The 16,704-nt window shown below is 70.3% G+C and carries 16 protein-coding genes; 8 read left to right on the top strand and 8 right to left on the bottom strand.

Annotated elements, in window-relative coordinates:
- Positions 1 to 113: 113 nt before the first annotated feature.
- Positions 114 to 1,202, top strand: coding sequence for a cation diffusion facilitator family transporter (locus AB0J78_RS21425; protein ID WP_363791630.1), 1,089 nt, complete (start codon positions 114 to 116; stop codon positions 1,200 to 1,202).
- 74 nt (positions 1,203 to 1,276) lie between these two features.
- Positions 1,277 to 1,630, top strand: coding sequence for a metalloregulator ArsR/SmtB family transcription factor (locus AB0J78_RS21430; RefSeq protein WP_363791632.1), 354 nt, complete (start codon positions 1,277 to 1,279; stop codon positions 1,628 to 1,630).
- A gap of 88 nt (positions 1,631 to 1,718) precedes the next feature.
- Here AB0J78_RS21430 and AB0J78_RS21435 read toward each other — a convergent pair whose 3' ends face one another.
- The gene (locus AB0J78_RS21435; RefSeq protein ID WP_363791634.1) at positions 1,719 to 2,309 is read right to left on the bottom strand and encodes a TetR/AcrR family transcriptional regulator; all 591 of its coding nucleotides are present in this window, start codon (positions 2,307 to 2,309) and stop codon (positions 1,719 to 1,721) included.
- Between the two features lie 243 nt (positions 2,310 to 2,552).
- Here AB0J78_RS21435 and AB0J78_RS21440 point away from each other — a divergent pair, with 243 nt between their 5' ends.
- On the top strand, positions 2,553 to 2,924 hold the full coding sequence (locus AB0J78_RS21440) for a hypothetical protein (protein ID WP_363791636.1): 372 nt from the start codon (positions 2,553 to 2,555) through the stop codon (positions 2,922 to 2,924).
- Positions 2,925 to 2,939: 15 nt separating this feature from the next.
- Positions 2,940 to 3,392, top strand: a complete 453-nt coding sequence (locus AB0J78_RS21445; RefSeq protein ID WP_363791638.1) for an NUDIX domain-containing protein — start codon at positions 2,940 to 2,942, stop codon at positions 3,390 to 3,392.
- Positions 3,393 to 3,480: 88 nt separating this feature from the next.
- On the opposite strand, the gene AB0J78_RS21450 is transcribed toward AB0J78_RS21445, so the two are convergent.
- Both AB0J78_RS21450 and AB0J78_RS21455 read right to left on the bottom strand, forming a co-directional pair.
- Positions 3,481 to 4,182 carry a hypothetical protein gene (locus AB0J78_RS21450; protein WP_363791640.1) on the bottom strand — a complete coding sequence of 234 codons (702 nt, stop codon included), beginning with the start codon at positions 4,180 to 4,182 and terminating at the stop codon, positions 3,481 to 3,483.
- A 336-nt stretch (positions 4,183 to 4,518) separates the two neighbouring features.
- A complete protein-coding gene (locus AB0J78_RS21455) occupies positions 4,519 to 4,683 on the bottom strand; it encodes a hypothetical protein (protein ID WP_165939883.1) in 165 nt (54 codons plus the stop codon).
- Between the two features lie 197 nt (positions 4,684 to 4,880).
- Between AB0J78_RS21455 and AB0J78_RS21460 the strand changes: the two genes are divergently transcribed.
- Positions 4,881 to 5,672 (top strand): enoyl-CoA hydratase-related protein, encoded by a 792-nt coding sequence (locus AB0J78_RS21460; protein WP_363791642.1) that lies wholly within the window; start codon positions 4,881 to 4,883, stop codon positions 5,670 to 5,672.
- Between the two features lie 201 nt (positions 5,673 to 5,873).
- Positions 5,874 to 7,031 carry an EAL domain-containing protein gene (locus AB0J78_RS21465; RefSeq protein WP_363791644.1) on the top strand — a complete coding sequence of 386 codons (1,158 nt, stop codon included), beginning with the start codon at positions 5,874 to 5,876 and terminating at the stop codon, positions 7,029 to 7,031.
- A 77-nt stretch (positions 7,032 to 7,108) separates the two neighbouring features.
- Here the strand turns inward: AB0J78_RS21465 and uidB are convergent, their stop codons facing one another.
- The 5 genes from uidB to AB0J78_RS21490 form a co-directional block, all read right to left on the bottom strand.
- Positions 7,109 to 8,458, bottom strand: coding sequence for a glucuronide transporter (uidB, locus tag AB0J78_RS21470; protein ID WP_363791646.1), 1,350 nt, complete (start codon positions 8,456 to 8,458; stop codon positions 7,109 to 7,111).
- A 16-nt stretch (positions 8,459 to 8,474) separates the two neighbouring features.
- The gene (uidA, locus tag AB0J78_RS21475; RefSeq protein WP_363791648.1) at positions 8,475 to 10,253 is read right to left on the bottom strand and encodes a beta-glucuronidase; all 1,779 of its coding nucleotides are present in this window, start codon (positions 10,251 to 10,253) and stop codon (positions 8,475 to 8,477) included.
- Positions 10,254 to 10,353: 100 nt separating this feature from the next.
- Complete coding sequence (locus AB0J78_RS21480) at positions 10,354 to 11,658, bottom strand: mannitol dehydrogenase family protein (RefSeq protein ID WP_363791649.1); 1,305 nt, start codon at positions 11,656 to 11,658, stop codon at positions 10,354 to 10,356.
- Entirely contained in the window at positions 11,655 to 13,097 is a 1,443-nt protein-coding gene (uxaC, locus tag AB0J78_RS21485) for a glucuronate isomerase (RefSeq protein ID WP_363791651.1), read from the bottom strand. Before uxaC ends, AB0J78_RS21480 begins: the two co-directional genes overlap by 4 nt.
- A 58-nt stretch (positions 13,098 to 13,155) precedes the next feature.
- The gene (locus tag AB0J78_RS21490) at positions 13,156 to 14,148 is read right to left on the bottom strand and encodes a LacI family DNA-binding transcriptional regulator (RefSeq protein WP_363791653.1); all 993 of its coding nucleotides are present in this window, start codon (positions 14,146 to 14,148) and stop codon (positions 13,156 to 13,158) included.
- Positions 14,149 to 14,264: 116 nt separating this feature from the next.
- On the opposite strand from AB0J78_RS21490, the gene manD reads away from it, so the two are divergent.
- Positions 14,265 to 15,500, top strand: a complete 1,236-nt coding sequence (gene manD, locus AB0J78_RS21495) for a D-mannonate dehydratase ManD (protein WP_363791655.1) — start codon at positions 14,265 to 14,267, stop codon at positions 15,498 to 15,500.
- Positions 15,501 to 15,811: 311 nt separating this feature from the next.
- Positions 15,812 to 16,702: an MIP/aquaporin family protein gene (locus AB0J78_RS21500; protein WP_363791657.1), complete on the top strand. Its 891-nt coding sequence runs from the start codon at positions 15,812 to 15,814 to the stop codon at positions 16,700 to 16,702.
- Positions 16,703 to 16,704 lie beyond the last annotated feature (2 nt).

Genomic DNA, 16,704 nt, shown 5'->3' on the forward strand with positions numbered 1-16,704 from the left:
CCGATCCGGCCATCTCCTGGTTCCCAGTTGCCTCGGATGCGCAGCTGCAACGTTGTCGCGTGCGCAAGTGAGCACATATCGTGGGAGCGACCGACCACGAGGCAGGAGTCGCGATGAGTCAGCCCTCCCCCGCGCACGACCACGGGCACGACCACGACCACGGGCACGGCCACGGACACGGACATGGGCACGGGGGAACGCGCGGGTCGCGGCTGTGGGCGCAGCTCAAGCACGCGGTCACGCCGCACAGCCACGACAGCACCGAGATCGTCGACAACACCCTCGAGGCCAGCAGGCAGGGCATGCGGGCGCTGTGGATCTCCTTCGCGGGTTTGATGATCACCGCCGTCTTCCAGGTGGTCGTCCTCAGCTTCACCGGGTCGGTCGCGCTGCTGGGCGACACCCTGCACAACTTCGCGGATGCGCTGACCGCGGTCCCGCTGGCGGTCGCGTTCGTGCTGGGACGCCGGGCGGCGACTCGTCGGTTCACCTACGGGCTCGGGCGCGCCGAGGACGTCGCAGGCCTCATCATCCTGGTGATCATGGCGGCTTCGGCGGCGTACGCGGGCTGGGAGGCGGTCCACCGCTTGATCGAGCCCCGGGAGATGAGCAACATCGGCTGGGTCGCGGCGGCCGGTCTGATCGGATTCGCCGGCAACGAGATCGTGGCCCGCTACCGGATCACCGTGGGCCGCAGGATCGGCTCCGCCGCCCTGGTCGCCGACGGGCTGCACGCGCGCACCGACGGGTTCACGAGCCTGGCCGTCCTCCTGTCCGCCGGTGGCGCGTGGCTGGGCTGGCAGTGGGCCGATCCGCTGGTCGGCCTGGCGATCACGGTGGCGATCACGTCCGTCCTGTGGGGCGCGGCCAAGGAGGTCTTCGCCCGGCTCCTCGACGCGATCGATCCGCAGCTCATCGACCGGGCCGAGTCGACCCTCGCCGCCACCGACGGCGTGCGGGCGGTCACCGGGGTCCGCATGCGATGGGTCGGTCACTCCCTCACCGCCGAAGCCGAGCTCGACGTGGATCACGACCTCACGCTGACCCAGGCCCACGCCATCGCCCACGACGCCGAGCACCGCCTGCTCCACGCGCTGCCCCGGCTGTCGCGGGCGCTCATCCACGCCCACCCGCACGGACAGCACGGCGACGCCGAGCACGACGCCCTCCGCCACCACCGAACAACCGCCGCCCTGGGGTAGGAGCTCCGCGGCGATCGCAGGTGCAGGGCACGCGAATTGCCCCGCCCACCCGACATGCGGCAGCATGCGTGCTCATGTACGCACGCGAGGAATCCGCTGCCGAGATGTGGCGGGAACTTCCCGATCCGGACCACGTCGAGGCCGCCGCGACGGCGTTCAGGATGTTGTCCGACCCGACCCGCGTGCGGGTGCTGTGGCTGCTGTGCGGAGCCGAACACGACGTGACCAGCCTGGCGAGCAAGATCGGCGCCGCCCGCCCCGCCGTCTCGCAGCACCTGGCGAAGCTGCGCCTCGCCGGCCTCGTCTCCCTCAGGCGAGACGGACGCCGAGCGGTCTACGCAGCAAGGGGCGGACACGTGCGCCGCCTGCTCGCCGAAGCCGTGGAAGCCGCCGACCACCACCTCACAGGCACCGCAGACCACGACTGAACTCGACGACCCGTGCCTGGCGAAAACCGAATCCGCTGTTGGCGATTCGTCGGCGGTTCGCAGCACGCGAAGCGCAACCCGTCTCAGCTCACCGCGTGGCGGTTTCCGTCCGCCATCCGCGCAGTGCCGCTCGTGCGGCGTAATCGAAGCCTTCCGACCCATGCCGGAGCAAGTCGCTCAGCTCCAGGGTGACGAGGCCGTGCACCAGTGCCCACAACGCCGAGGCGACCGCGGCGGGATCCTCGTCGACGAGCTTGCCCGCCCTGATACCGCGCTGCACGGCCTCCAGCAGCGGCCCGAAGGCGCCGGCGCCCGCGGTGGCGAGCTCCTCGTCCTGATCATCGTGACCACGACCGAAGATGGCCCGGTAGTAGTTCGGGTCCGCTAGCGCGCTGGAGCGGTACGCGTGCGCCAGCCGCACCAGATCCTCGACGGGGTCGGGGTCCGGATCGACCGATCGCAGTCGCCGGCTCAAGCGGTGGAACCCCTCGATGTACAGCGCGCGCAGCAGATCGGGCTTCCCACCGAACAGCGAGTACACCGCACTGGTCGAGGTACCAGCGGACCTGGCGAGATCACGCAGGCTGAGGGCGTCGCTCCCGCCTTCGGCCAAGAGCTCACCTGCGCGATCGAGCAACCGCAGGCGAAGCGTCTCGTCGTGCACCTTCTTCCGTCCCATCAGCAGAACCTTACCAAAACGCCGTTCCGAAACAGTGTCCTCATTCGAATCCCACGTGTTCCGAAACCCCTTCGCCCGTTGACCAGACAGACGAAACGTTGTTACATAATGCTGTTACACAACTCTGGCATCCAGACGACGGCGCGAGGGCGGCCCCCAGCCGCGCAACGCTGTCACCAACACTGAGGAGCGGTTGTGCAAGGTCTGGAACTCACTGACGCGTCGCGATACATCGCCGGATCCGTGCTGCTGACAATCGTGGGGATCGAGTTCGGCGGGTGGTTCATGACCCAGGTGGTCCGCGGCAAGGTACCGATGACCGCGTTCCAGAAGAGTTTCGCGCGCGCCGGTCACGCACACGCCGGCGCGCTCGTCACGTTGAGCCTGGTGACGCTGGTGCTCACCGATCTGGCCGGCTTGCAGGGCGCGTGGGGGTGGGTTGCCCGGATCGGAGTTCCCGCGTCGGCCGCGCTCATCTCCGCCGGGTTCTTCTTCTCGTCGATGGGGCGCGGCGAGGTGACGCAACCGAACAGGCTGATCTGGTTGGTCTGGCTGGGCGCGCTCTCCCTCGGCGCAGGCGTGGTCACCCTGGGAGTCGGCCTCCTGGCGGCGTGAGAATACGGTGCCGGGATGAGTCTTCGGCTGGCGGCGTACGCGGTGTGCATCGAGGGGCCACGGGTGCTGCTCGCCCGCTGCGCGTCACCGGATCACGAGGCCGACTGGACTCTTCCGGGAGGCCGGGTCGAGCACGGGGAGGATCCGTTCGACGCGGTGATCCGGGAGGTCGCCGAGGAAACCGGCTGCGACGCGGTGGTCGAGCGCCTGCTGGGGGTGGACTCGAGGATCGTCCCCGTGGCCGAGCGCCGCTCGCCCGGCCCGATCCCGCACCAGAACGTCGGTGTCTTCTACCGGGTCCGCATCACCGGCGGCGAACTCCGGCCCGAGCCGAACGGCGAGACCGCCGAGCACCGATTCCCGACGTCGCCCACCTGCGCCGATCATCGCTGGTCGACGTCGGACTCGCTCTCGCGCAGACCGTTCCGGCAACCGGCCATGTCGCTCCCGTTCCGGTCGGCGGCCTGATCCAGCACTGAGCGTCCTCCACGGGAGCCGCCCGATGCGGGTGCAACGCCTCCGTCCACCGATGGGTTCCCTTTGCACGCCCGGTGTTTCAGAGGGAGTTCTTCGTTCTCGCGTTCCAGGCCGAGAAGCCGGCTCGTTCGGCGTCTGCTGCGGAGCGGAACCAGACGCTGGCCTTGGTGCGCTCGTAGTAGGGGGACTGCATCGTGTGGTAGCGCTTGGACCGGGTGTTGCCCTTGATCCGGTAGCCGCTGCGCGGGGACTTGCCGTTCGGCTTCGCCTTCACGGCGCCCGGGTAGGGGTCCGAACCTTCCTCCTCGGCAGGGGTTTCCGGCTCGACGATGTCCTCGCTGGTCTTCTGGACCGGGATGCCTTCGACGACGTACTCCTCGCTGAGGTCGGCGAGACCGGCACCGGCGAGGTCGCCGCCCGTCTGCTCGGACCCGTCGTTGCCGGAGATCAGCACCGTGACCTCAAGAGTGCCGTCGGTCTCGCTGAAGGCCGCGAACGCGGGAGCCTCGTCGTCCTCGGACCTCGGGGCGCGGGGGCCGATCGAGGCGGGCAGGGATTTCATGGGCTCGGCCGGAGCCTGCTCGATCGCCTCGGGCTCGCGGACCGCGGGGAAGACCATGTGCGCTCCCTGCCGCAGCGGCCGGGACAGGAACATCGCGTTGGCCAGCGAACCGGTCGCGAAGCACAGCAGGACGAGCAGGAAGGTCCACACGACGGGAAGAGTTCCGCCGCCGAGCGGTGAGATGAAGGCGAACGCGGCGGCGACCAGCAACGCTGCCACTCCCCAGACGATCCACTGGCGCAAACAGGCGGTGGGCGCCCGGTGTCTTGACTTCGGCACGAAACACTCCCTAGGTCTCCTGAAGAGTGAAATGATCGGCTGCCGAACGTTCTAACTACACCTGTCGCGCACAGCCACCGGAGATCACCCGTCCGTGCTCGTACGCTGTGCAATTCACACGGCCGTGTCACGGGTATCGCTTCAGGGCGCGACGACGTCGTAAAACCCTTCACGTCAGGGGTGGATCAACCCGAGTCGCGTCGCGGGAATCGGCTCGTGAAGCGAACGGTTCCGGGAGGCTCCAGGGCCTCCCGGAACCACGTCCTCAGTGGATGGTCACTCGTCGTCGGGCTTGGCGTGGTCCGCCTTGCCCGGGTTCGGGTCACGGGAGAGGTCGATGAGCGGGTCGAGTCCCGACCCTTCGGGAGCGGCGTGGTCGGGGACGCCGGGGTTGGGGTCGCGCGAGAGGTCGATCTCCGGGCGCTCGTTGTCGGTGCTCACTCGGTCCTCCTGCGGTAACCAGGCGCCACTGCCGCGCCTGCTCTTCTCGAACACCAGGATGCATGTCCCCGAACTGCGACGATCACCGGGGACCCGCGCACCGCTCCGCGGCACCGCGAGGATGCGAGCCGAGGCGTTCGCTTCCCTAGAGTGGGCGGGCCCGCTCCGCCACCTCCCGTGGGAAGGATTCCGCTCCGATGAGCACCGACCTCGTGACCTGCTCCGTCGAGGACCACGTCGCCGTGGTGACGTTGAACGATCCGCCGATGAACGTCACCACGCTCGAACTCACCCGGCAGCTCAACGCCGTGCTGCGCCGGCTCGCCGACGACCCGGGGACGCGCGTGCTGGTGCTGACCGGTGCTGGTGACAGGGCCTTCTGCGCGGGCTCGGACATCAAGGAGTTCCCGTCGCTGATCGCCGAGGGTGACGTGGTGGACCGGAAGCTGTCGTTCGAGAACGAGACGTTCGGCCTCGTCGACGAGTTCCCGAAGCCCACCATCGCCGCGCTCAACGGGCTGGCCTACGGCGGCGGGTTGGAGCTGGCGGTGTGCTGCGACCTGATCATCGCCGAAGCCGGGACCGACGTCGCGCTGCCCGAGATCAAGCTCGGCGTGATCCCCGCTTCCGGCGGACCCGTTCGCGTCACGCGCCGGCTGGGTGAGGCGCGCGCCGTGGAGATGATGTTCTTCGGCGACCCGCTGCCGGTGGAGACGGCGCTGTCCTGGGGCCTGGTCAATCGCGTCGTCCCCCGCGGCGAGGCGCTCACCACCGCCCGCGAGCTGGCATCGCGCCTCACCGAGCTCCCCGCCACAGCGCTCGCGCTGGTCAAGCAGGCGGTGCACAACGGCCGGGACGGCGATCGGGAGGCGATCCGGTCGACCTTGCCGCTGTCCGAGCAGGCGTTCGCCTCGCCCGACGCGGCAGAAGGCGTGCGCGCCTTCCTCGGCAAGGAAGCACCGCGGTTCAACTCGGCGCCCGAGCGGTGAGGAGCGGGTGTTCGAGGCACGCTTCGAACACCCGCTCCTGGGGCTCAGACCTGCGCTGATGATCTGAGAGCCCGGGCACAGGGCCGTGACGCAGCGGCGCGGCGGGGCATCGCACCACCGAACGCTCAGGGGCGGGAACCCCGCCGCCGAGACCCATGAGGGGCGCACCCCCGCCCCCTTGCCGAGTGGAGATGCATGCACATGACCGAAGGTCACCGCGTGGCCGACGTGAGCGCATTCGTCGGCCCATTCGGACAGTCGCCGGACGACTACGCCGTGTGCACGCTGGACGCGTCGGGAACCGTCACCAGCTGGAACCACGGCGCCGAGCGGATCCTGGGCGCCGCCGCGGCCGAGCGGACCGGCGGCGTGGCGGAGTTCTACACGCCCGAGCAGATCGCCGACGGCCATCCCGAGAAGCTGCTCGAACAGGCGCGCGAGCAGGGCTCCCACGTCGACGAGGGCTGGCGCGTGCGCGAGGACGGCCGCTGGTTCTGGGCGAACGTGGTGACCACCGCGCTGTGGTCGCCGGACGGTGACCTGCGCGGCTACGCGAGGCTGACCCGCGACGACACCACGGTTCACCAGCAGCTGGAGATCGAGCTCCGCGACGCGATCGACGACGACGCGCTGACGCTGCACTACCAGCCGGTGGTGGCGGCCGACGGCACGATCCGCACCTGCGAGTCCCTGCTGCGCTGGGAGCACCCCGAACGCGGGCTGCTGTCACCGGGAACCATCCTGCCGGTCGCCGAGCGGGCGGGGATGCTGGCCGACCTCGACGCGTGGGTGCTGGGCAGGGCGCTGCGCGACGCGGCGGCCTGGCCGGTCCCGCCGGGCGGCAAGCCGGTGTCGGTGGCGGTGAACGTCGCCGAGCTGATGCCCGGCGACCCGGCCTTCAACCAGCTGCTGGAACGGCTCGTCTCCGAGACGGGCATCGCGTGGGACCGCATCATCATCGAGCTGGTCGAGACCGCGATCGTCGACGTGCCGTCCCGGATGCACGACAGCATGAACGACCTCCGGACCCTCGGCGTGCGCTTCTCCATCGACGACTTCGGCACCGGGTACTCCTCGCTCACGCGCGTCCGGGACTTCCCGGCGCAGGCCATCAAGATCGACCGGACGTTCGTGCAGGACATCACCACCAGCCGCGTCGACCGGATGCTGGTCAGCACGATCACCGACCTCGCGGCGGCGCTGGACTGCGTCACGGTGGCCGAAGGCGTCGAAACCCGCGAGCAGTTCGAGATCCTGCGGTCTATGGAGGTCGACGCCTACCAGGGCTGGCTGTTCTCCAAGGCCGTCCCCGGCCTCGACCTGGCCCAGCTCATCGAAGCGGGCCCGATCCCGCGGTGAGCGGTCGTCTCCGCGGCCTCAGCACGTTTCCGGCGAGGCCGCTCCTCCCCGGGGAAGCGGCCTCGCCGGAACCGGGGTCAGGCGGGGCTGTGCGCCTTCGCCCCCTCGCGACGCTCGGCGACCTCGGCGGTCACGTCCCGGAAGCGCTTCTCGGTGAGCGGGTAGAAGGCCATGATCGCGATGCCGACCGCCGCGCAACCGATCGGGACGATGCCCGCAGCGGCGCGGATTCCCCAGAGCGCGGTGGCGCTCTGCACCTCCGCGCCGCCGACGTACCCGGCGAGCCCGATGGTGTAGGCCGCCGCGGCACCGCCGAGCGCCTGGCCGACCTTGCGGACGAACGAGAACACCGCGTAGGTGGTGCCTTCCGTGCGCGCCCCCGTTCGCCACTCGCCGTACTCGACCGTGTCGGCCTCCAACGACCACATCAGCGTGTTCACCAGGCCCAGCCCGATCCCGATGAGCGCGAACGCGCCGAAGGCGAGGTGGGGCGTCGAGGAGGGAGCGAACATCGCCACCGCAGATCCGACGGCCGTGACCGCACCACCCGCCACGTAGCCCGCCCGCTTGCCGACCGTGCGCACCACGAAGGGGACCACCGGCGCGATCAGGAACATCAGTCCGGTCTGCAGCGCCGTGAGCACGATGTAGAAGTTGGCGTCGCCCAGGACGTCCCGCGCGTAGTAGACGCCGATGGTCTGGATCGAGAACATCGCGGTCAGGAAGAACAACGAGCTGGCGCACAGCAGTTGCAGCGGTGTGTTCTGCCGCAACGTGCGCAGACTCGTCCTCAACCCCACGGTTCGCTCGTCGCGCTGGACGGTTTCGCGAGCGGTGAAGAAGGTGAACAGGTACAGCGCCGAGCCGACTACCACGAACACCAGCGTGGTCAGCTGCAACGACGCCTGCAGGTTCTCCGCGTTCTTGATCTGCGGTGCGACCACGAGGCTCAGCAGGAGCATCGTCGCCGCCGAACCCATGGACCGCGCGCTGGCGAGCTTCGCGCGCTCCACCGGCTCTTGCGTCATCGCCGCCGCCAGCGACCCGTAGGGGATGTTGACCAGGCTGTAGACCGTTCCGACCGCTGCGTAGGTGAGGTAGGCGTAGATCAGCTTCGCCGTCAGGCTGCCGTCCGGGACCGAGAACGTGGCCACGCTCAGCAGCAGCAGCGGAAGCGACCCGAACAGCAGCCAGGGGCGGAACTTCCCCCACCGGCTCGACGTCCTGTCCACCAGGCGGCCCGCCACGAGATCGGCGACGCCGTCCCACACCCGCACGATGAGGAAGAGGGTTCCCGCTGCGGCGGCGGGGATTCCGGCCACGTCGGTGTAGTAGAGCAGCAGGAACATCGAGGCCATCGAGAAGGCCAGGTTGTTGGCGGCATCGCCGGCGGCGTAGCCGAGGAGCTGGGGCGCTCGGAGCTTCATCAGACCACCTCCCCCGTCACTCGCCCGCGTGCCAGCGGCGCTTCAGCGAGAACGCGGCGGCCTTCGGGCGTCGGTCACGGGTGAACACGCCCTTCTTGTTGCCGTCCACGCGCGCGAAGCCGGCGCTCGTCGCGAAGTCGGCGAAGTTCCAGACCTGTTCTCCGACAACGGCTTCGACCCGGTCGAACACGCGGTGGTACATCTCCAGCAGCTCGACCTGGTACTCCTCGGTCCACGGCTGGGACACCGCGGAGTGCAGGCCCGCCTGGGCGTCCGCGCCGTACTCGGTCATGATGATCGGTTTGCCCTCGCACCGGGCCCACTCGTTGAGCTCGGCCTCCAGCGCGCGCTCCGCGGCGGCGAGGTCCCCGGCCTGGACGTACCAGCCGTAGTAGCGGTTGATCATCACCACGTCGGAGAACTCGGCGACCTGGCACTTCCCCGCAGGGGCGAACATGACGTTGACGAAACCGACCGGCCGGGAGGGGTCGAGAGCGCGCGCTTCGGCGAACAGCGGCTCGAAGTAGTCGCGCGCCGCGTCGGTGTGCGACTCCGGTTCGTTGGCGATGCTCCACAGCACGACGCTGGGATGGTTCTTGTCCCGTTCCACCAGCTCGCGGATGGCCTGCCGGTGCGCCTCCTGGGTGCGGGCGCTGACCGTCTCGTCCGAGTAGGTCTCCTGCATGCTGGAGGAGAGGATGCCGCCGCCGATGCCGAGGTTGAGGCCCACCGCCGCGGTCTCGTCGATCACCACGACGCCGTGCCGGTCGGCGTAGTCGAGCACCTCCTCCGCGTAGGGGTAGTGCGAGGTGCGCAAGGAGTTCGCGCCGATCCACTCCAGCAGGGCGAAGTCGTGCACCATCGACGCGTCGTCGTGGCCCTTGCCCCGCACCACGTGGTCCTCGTGCATGCCGAAACCGGTGAAGTAGAACGGTTCTCCGTTGATCAGGAAGTCCGTCCCGTCGATGGCGACGGTGCGCACGCCCACGTTCAGCGAGTACCGGTCGACGACCTCCCCAGCGGCCCCGAGCAGCTCCACGCGCAGCTCGTGCAGGTAGCCCTCGCCGGGCCGCCACGGGTGGACGTCCTCGACCCGCAGTCGTCCTGACAGGCCCTCGGCCCGCGCGACCTCGGTTCCCGCCGCGTCGTGCAGCGCGACGCGCGCCCGCTCGCCCTCCGAGGCGCGCACCGCGTAGTCGACGGTTCCGGCGGATCCGTCGAGGTCGGTCGTCACCGTCACGTCGGTGATGTGCGCGGCCGGGGTCGTGTACAGCGACACCGTGCGGTGCAGGCCGGCGTAGTTGAAGAAGTCGTGGTGGTAGCGCTGCCTCGGACCGTCGGGGGTGTCCTCGACGTAGCCGGGCGGGATGGAGTCCCAGTCCAGCCGGTTGTCGACGACGACGGTGACGCGGTTGGGCTCGCCCAGCCGCACCAGATCCGTGACGTCGGCTTCGAACGGGGTGTAGCCGCCCACGTGCGAGACGACCTGCTGGTCGTCGACCCACACCGTGGCGCGGTGCGCCGCGGCGTCGAAGCGCAGCACGATCCGCTGCCCGGTCCAGGTCGCGGGCACGTGCGCGGAGGTCTGGTACCAGACCTCGCCGACGTGGTCGCGCACCGCCGCGTCGGCGGGGACGTCGTTGTAGCTGGCCGGAACCGGCATCTCCGCTTTCCCGGGCAGCGCGCCGCACCACCACTGCTGGTCGCGCCCGACCCCCTCGGCGTCGACCGCGAAGCGCCACAACCCATCGAGCGCGCGGCGGTCGCGGAAGGCGTTGGTGAGAGGACGAAGCATCGTTGCTCCCTTCTTCTTCGGGTTCCGCGCCCGGAGCAGCCGTGATGAGGCCGCACCGGCGCGGGGTCAGGGCCGGGCCTGCGCGGAGCAGGCCCGGGTGTCAGCGGCGAGTCGACAGCACCGACCCGCGGCCCGCTGAGGACCGCACTTCGCTCCTGACGGCGGAGACCAGCTCGTCGTCCGCAGCGATCTCCGGGTCCAGGGCGAGCAGTGACCGGCGGACGGCATCGGTCGACCGCACGGCCTCGGCCAGCTCCGCGGCGCGCGGATCGCGGGCCTGCCCGGTCCGCAGGTGACGCAACCACGCGGCGAGCCCGAACACCACCGGTCCGGGCAGCCGCCCTGCGGCTCGTTCGGCGCGGAGCACCGGCAGCAGCCGGGCCGGGATCTTCTGCGATCCGTCGCGGGCGATCTGGGCCAGTTCGTGCTGGATGCCCCGCGCGGCGAAGCGGATGAGCAGATTTCGCCGGTATTCGGCGATCTCGGCCGGGTCCACGGCGATGTGCCGGGCCGCGGTGTCCCACCACTCCTGCACGAGCGCGGCGAGGCGACCGTCGTTGACGGCGTCGCGGATGGTGCGGTGGCCGCGCGCCAGCCCGGTGTAGGCGAGCAGGGTGTGCGCGCCGTTGAGGAACCACAGCTTCCGGTCGGCGTAGACATCGACGTCGTCGACGAACCGCGCTCCGCGCCGTTCCCACTGCGGGCGTCCGGCGGCGAAGCTCCCGCACAGCAGCCATTCGGTGAACGGTTCGGCCACCGCGGGCGCCTCGTCGCGGAGCCCGCTCAGGCGCGCGGCGGCCTCCGCGTCGCCGCTGACCGGTGCGGGCGTGATCCGGTCGACGACCGTGCTGACGATGCGGACGTGGTCCTCGGTCCACCCGGCGAACCGGGAGTCGTCGCCCACCGCCGCGCGGATCACCGAGCGCAGCACCGCGCCGTTGGCCGGGAGGTTGTCGCAGGGGACCAGCGTGATGGGCGCGCCGTTGGCCCGGTACCGCCCGCGCAGTCCGGCGAGCAGCCGGGCCGCAGCGGAGTCGCGTCCCGGTTCCGGTGGCGCGTAGGCCGCCTCGGTGACGGTCAGCGTGAGCACCTCGACCTCGGGCGAGGCCAGGTCGCGCAACCACGGCTCCACCTCCGCTCCCGCGTGCGCTCGGCTGATGGCGCCGATCGCCTCGACCGCGTCCGTCCCGCCCGGCACGCGCAGCGTGTAGACGCCCTCCTGCGCGGTCAGGGCGCGCGGCAGCTCGGTGTTGCGGAACGTGTAGGCGGCGATCCCCCAGTCCGGCGCGGCGGCGGTGTACCACGCCTGGTGGGAGCGGTGGAAGCTTCCCAGCCCCAGGTGCACGGCGCGCACGGGCGCGGCGGGCGCGAGCTTCGCCGCGGCCCGCGTGATCGCGGCGGTCACAGCCGGAACGCCTTGCGCGGCAGGGCGTCGTTGAGGTCGTGCAGCACGGCCGCCGCGTCCTCCTCGCTCATGACGTGCTCGGCGACCAGGCTCGCCAGATGACCGGCGTCGACCCGCCGAGCGGTGTCGTGGCGGGCCGGGATGGAGCAGAAACCCCGCGTGTCGTCGACGAATCCCGCGGTCCGGTGGAATCCCGCGGTCTCGGTCACCGCGTCGCGGAACCTGCGCATCGCGCGCGGCGCGTCGAGGAACCACCACGGAGCGCCCAGGTACAACGTCGGGTAGAAGCCGGCCAGCGGCGCCAGTTCCCGGGAGAACACCGTCTCGTCGAGGGTGAACACCACGGACTGGAAGCGGGGGTGCGTGCCGAAGCGCTCCAGCATCGGCCGCAGCGCCCGGGTGAACTCCGCGCGCACGGGGATGTCGTGACCGGTGTCGGCGCCGTAGCGCGAGAACGTCGGCGAGTGGTGGTTGCGGCAGCTCCCGGTGTGCAGCGCCATCACCAGACCGTCCTCACTGGACATCCGGGCGCACTCCCCCAGCAGCTGCCGGGACAGCAGCCGCGCGTCCTCGGGCGTGGCGGTTCCGCGGCGGACGGAGTCGAAGAGCCGGGATGCCTCGTCGGCGGGGAGGAAGGCCATCTCGGGGCTCGGGGCGCCGTGGTCGGTGGCCGTCGCGCCGTGGACGCGGAAGTGGTCGCGCCGCGCTTCCAGCGCCCGGACCAGGCCCTGGTAGCTGTCGGTGTCGATGCCGCCGGCCTGCGCGAGCTGGTCGAGCGACCGCTGCCAGTCCTGGTCCGCGGCGTCGAGGTAGCGGTCCGGGCGGAAGGTCGGCACGACTCGGCCGGACCAGTCCGGATCGGCCGCCAGGGCCTGGTGGTGGCGCAGGTCGTCGGCCGGGTCGTCGGTGGTGGCCAGGACCTCGATGTTGAAGGACTCGAACAGCGCGCGCGGCCGCAGCTCCGGTTGCGCGAGCTTGTCGACGAGCTCGTCGTAGAGCTCGTCGGCGGTGCCCTCGGACGGCTGGGTCCGCACGCCGAGCACGTCGTGCAGTTCCGCTTCGATCCACTGCCGCGAGGCCGTTCCCAGGAAGTGGTGCCAGTGCGAGCAGAACGCCCGCCAGACCTCGCGGGGTTTCGCGGCGGGCGCCCCGTCACCATCGCCGAGGCCGAGCTCGTTGAGCGACTTGCCGTGGGCGTGCAGCAGGCGGGTCACGTAGTGATCCGGTGTCACCAGCAGCGACGCCGGATCGGTGAAGGGCTCGTCGGCGGCGAGCAGCGCGGGGTCGACGTGGCCGTGGGGGCTGATCAGCGGGAGGTCCCGCACGCTGTCGTACAGCCGGCGGGCGATCGCCCGCTGCGCCGGGTCCACCGGGAGCAGGCGGTCGGGGTGCGGGCGCAGCGGCGTGCGGGCCGTGGTTGATGCTGTGACACCGTCCATGAGCGGAGCTTCAGCTCCGGGCGGGCCCGCTGACAACCGGTTGCCAGCAGTTGCCAACCTATCGCCCGGCCGGGCCCGTGGATCCTCGGATGACCATGTGCGAGTCGAGCGTGAGCGAGCCGGGCCCGTCGCCGTGTCCGGACAGGCGCGCGTGCAGCACGTCCACCGCGAAGGAGCCGAGCTTGTCGGCGGGACCCGCGATGGTCGTCAGCCCGGGAACCGTGAGGTCGGCGCCGAAGATGTCGTCGCAGCCGATCAGCGACAGGTCGTCGGGCACCCGGACGCCGGTGGCCCGCAGGCGTTGCAGCGCGCCGATCGCGATGAGGTCGTTGTAGCCGATCGCAGCCGTCACCTTCCCCAGCACCAGCGCGTCCGCGGCGTCCTCGCCGCCCTTGCGGTTGGGCACGAACGGGCCGAGGAACGACACCTCGATGCCCAGCTGCGACGCCTCGTCGCGCACCGCCTGCCAGCGCTGCCCGTTGATCCAGGAGTTGCGCGGCCCCGACAGGTAGGCGAGCCGGCGGTGGCCGAGCACGGCGAGGTGGCGCACGGCCTTGCGCATCCCGGCCGCCGTGTCCACGACCAGGCTCGGCACGCCCTCGACCTGGCGGTTGACCATCACCAGCGGCCGGTAGTCGGCGATCTGCCGCACGGCCTCGTCGGAGAGCCGGGAGGTGGCCAGGATTCCGCCGCTGGTGGTGGCCAGCAGCTGGCGCAGGTTGTTGGCCTCCAGCCGCGCCGACTCGTCGCTGTCGGTCAGCGCGAGCGTGAAGTTGCGCTCGATCGCCCGGCTCTGGGCCGCCTTGATCACGGTCGCGTAGTACGGGTTGGAGATGTCGGTGACCACCAGCGTCAGCACCCGGATGCGTCCCGGCGCCTCCGCCCTGGCAAGCGGGCGCGGCTCGTAGCCGATCGCGTCGGCGGCGGCCTGGACGAGCTCCCGCGTGGCGGGGCTGACCCGTGCGGGGTTGCTGAAGGTCCGGGAGACGGTGGACGCGGCGAGACCGCACTCGCGCGCCACGTCGTAGATCGTCGGTCGTGCCTGCTTCACTCGACCTCCGCGATCCGGCTGACAACTGTCGGCAACAAGTTGTCATGGTAGCCGGGCCTCCTTAGCTTGGGGAACCAGTCCACGCTCGAAGTCCCGTTCCCCAAGAGGAGTCCGCTGTGCGCATCGACCGCGCCGACGTCATCGTCACCAGCCCCGGACGAAACTTCGTCACCTTGAAGATCACGACGTCCGACGGGGTGACCGGTTTCGGCGATGCCACGCTCAACGGCCGGGAGCTGGCGGTGGCCTCCTACCTCCGGGACCACGTCGCGCCGCTGCTGATCGGCCGCGACGCCCACCGCATCGAGGACACCTGGCAGTACCTGTACCGGGGCGGCTACTGGCGCCGGGGCCCGGTGACGATGGCGGCCATCGCCGCGGTCGACACGGCGTTGTGGGACATCAAGGCCAAGGCCGCGGGCATGCCGCTGTACCAGCTGCTCGGCGGCGAGAGCCGCGAACGCTGCCAGGTCTACGGCCACGCCAGCGGACGGGAGCTGCCCGAGCTCTTCGACTCGATCCGGGCGCACCTCGACCTCGGTTTCACCGCGGTGCGGGTGCAGACCGGCGTTCCCGGGCTGCCTTCGGTGTACGGGGTGGCGTCGAGCTCGGCGGCGGGTGACGGAGGAGGGCGCTACGACTACGAGCCCGCGCGCAGGTCGGCCCGGCCCGCCGAGGAGACCTGGGACACCCGCGCCTACCTGCGTCACGTGCCGAGCGTCTTCGAAGCGGTGCGCAACGAGTTCGGTCCCGACCTGGCGCTGCTGCACGACGCGCACCACAGGCTCACCCCCATCCAGGCCGCGCGGCTGGGGCGGTCGCTCGAACCGTACGACCTGTTCTGGCTGGAGGACGTGACGCCGGCCGAGAACCAGGAGGCGCTGCGGCTGGTCCGCAGCCGCACGACCACGCCGCTGGCGATCGGCGAGGTGTTCAACACGATCTGGGACTACCAGACGCTCATCAGCGAGCAGCTCATCGACTACGTCCGCTCCCCCGTCACCCACGCAGGCGGCATCACCGGCGTGCGGCGGATCATGGACTACGCCGCGATGTACCAGATCAAGTCCGGGATGCACGGTCCGACCGACGTCTCGCCGGTCGGCATGTCGGCGGCCGTGCACCTGGGAATCGCGTTGCACAACTTCGGGATCCAGGAGTACATGCTCCACGACGAGCGGACCGACGAGGTGTTCGGCCCGACCGTCGAGTTCGCCGACGGCGGCCTGCGCCCGAGCCAGGAACCCGGTCTCGGCATCAACTTCGACGAGCAGCTGGCCGAGAAGTACCCGTACGAACCGGCTTACCTGCCGACCAACCGCCTCCAGGACGGCACGGTCCACGACTGGTGAGCATCGGTTTTCCGCGGGGACTCCGGCGGCTTCTCCGTCCTCACCGGCACCGCCTGCACCAGGCGACCCAACACACCCGGTGACCGACCGGGTCTTCGATCGGGGACTCCGTCGTCGGACACGTGGCCGCTCTTCCACTGTGGATCCGGGAATCGCGCTGTCGCTGAACGCTTGTACGACGAATTCCTCCACGACGACGGGATGCGTTCGGCAGGCATGAGTCCTACGCTCCTTGATGAGGTCCGTCCCGACGGGCAAAGTTGCGACGCCGATGGTGTTCGCTCGCGCGTCGCCCGCGTGATGGAGAACCGATGGCTGAGCAGACACAACGCCGCCCGGGTTACGGCAAGGGACTCACCGGCGAACTGCTGGCGGAGTTCCTGGGAACCTTCGTGCTGATCCTGCTGGGCTGCGCGTCCGTCGCAGTCGCCGTTGCCGGACTACCGGGGTCCGGACGGCAATCTGATCCCTTCGGCGCCGCGAACTGGCTGATCATCGCCTTCGGCTGGGGATTCGCCGTGGTGTTCGGGGTGTACGTCGCAGGCGGGGTTTCCGGCGCGCACATCAACCCGGCGGTGACGCTGGCGTTCGCGGTGCGGCGGGCCTTCCCCTGGGTGAAGGTCGTGCCCTACATGCTGGCCCAGCTCGTGGGCGCCTTCGCCGCCGCTGCGGTGGTGTACTCGGTGTACAGCTGGGCGATCGACGCGTTCAACGCGAAAGCCGGTGTGCCGCGCTCCGAATCACTGGACACCTACGCGATCTTCGCGACGTTCCCGGCCGAGTACTTCGGCGGCTCGTGGTGGGGCCCGCTGCTGGACCAGATCGTGGGAACGGCTGTTCTGGTCCTGCTCATCTTCGCGTTGATCGATGCGCGCAACAGCGCTCCGGCAGCCAACCTCGGGCCCTTCCTGATCGGCATGGTGGTGACCGTCATCGGGTTGACGTTCGGCCCCAACGCGGGCTACGCGATCAACCCGGCGCGGGACTTCGGCCCGCGATTGTGGACGTTCCTCACCGGCTGGGGTGAGATCGCCCTGCCTGGGACCTACGAGTGGTTCAGCTTCTACTTCTGGATCCCGATCGTCGGCCCCCTCATCGGAGCCGTGGTCGGGGCCGTGGTGTACGACCTTTTCATCGGCCAGGTCGTCGCGGCCCGCACGAGCGCGCCGGAACCCGGCCGAGCGGGCGACACCTCCTCGTGACG

It is taken from the genome of Saccharopolyspora sp. NPDC049426, from assembly GCF_040676935.1.
Lineage (GTDB): Bacteria > Actinomycetota > Actinomycetes > Mycobacteriales > Pseudonocardiaceae > Saccharopolyspora.

What these genes read in the sequence shown, in the direction of transcription:
- AB0J78_RS21425 (WP_363791630.1), top strand. Translation starts at nt 114, where the DNA reads ATGAGTCAGCCCTCCCCCGCGCACGACCACGGGCACGACCACGACCAC.
- AB0J78_RS21430 (WP_363791632.1), top strand. Translation starts at nt 1,277, where the DNA reads ATGTACGCACGCGAGGAATCCGCTGCCGAGATGTGGCGGGAACTTCCC.
- AB0J78_RS21435 (WP_363791634.1), bottom strand. Translation starts at nt 2,309, where the DNA reads ATGGGACGGAAGAAGGTGCACGACGAGACGCTTCGCCTGCGGTTGCTC.
- AB0J78_RS21445 (WP_363791638.1), top strand. Translation starts at nt 2,940, where the DNA reads ATGAGTCTTCGGCTGGCGGCGTACGCGGTGTGCATCGAGGGGCCACGG.
- AB0J78_RS21460 (WP_363791642.1), top strand. Translation starts at nt 4,881, where the DNA reads ATGAGCACCGACCTCGTGACCTGCTCCGTCGAGGACCACGTCGCCGTG.
- AB0J78_RS21465 (WP_363791644.1), top strand. Translation starts at nt 5,874, where the DNA reads ATGACCGAAGGTCACCGCGTGGCCGACGTGAGCGCATTCGTCGGCCCA.
- uidB (WP_363791646.1), bottom strand. Translation starts at nt 8,458, where the DNA reads ATGAAGCTCCGAGCGCCCCAGCTCCTCGGCTACGCCGCCGGCGATGCC.
- uidA (WP_363791648.1), bottom strand. Translation starts at nt 10,253, where the DNA reads ATGCTTCGTCCTCTCACCAACGCCTTCCGCGACCGCCGCGCGCTCGAT.
- uxaC (WP_363791651.1), bottom strand. Translation starts at nt 13,097, where the DNA reads ATGGACGGTGTCACAGCATCAACCACGGCCCGCACGCCGCTGCGCCCG.
- AB0J78_RS21500 (WP_363791657.1), top strand. Translation starts at nt 15,812, where the DNA reads ATGGCTGAGCAGACACAACGCCGCCCGGGTTACGGCAAGGGACTCACC.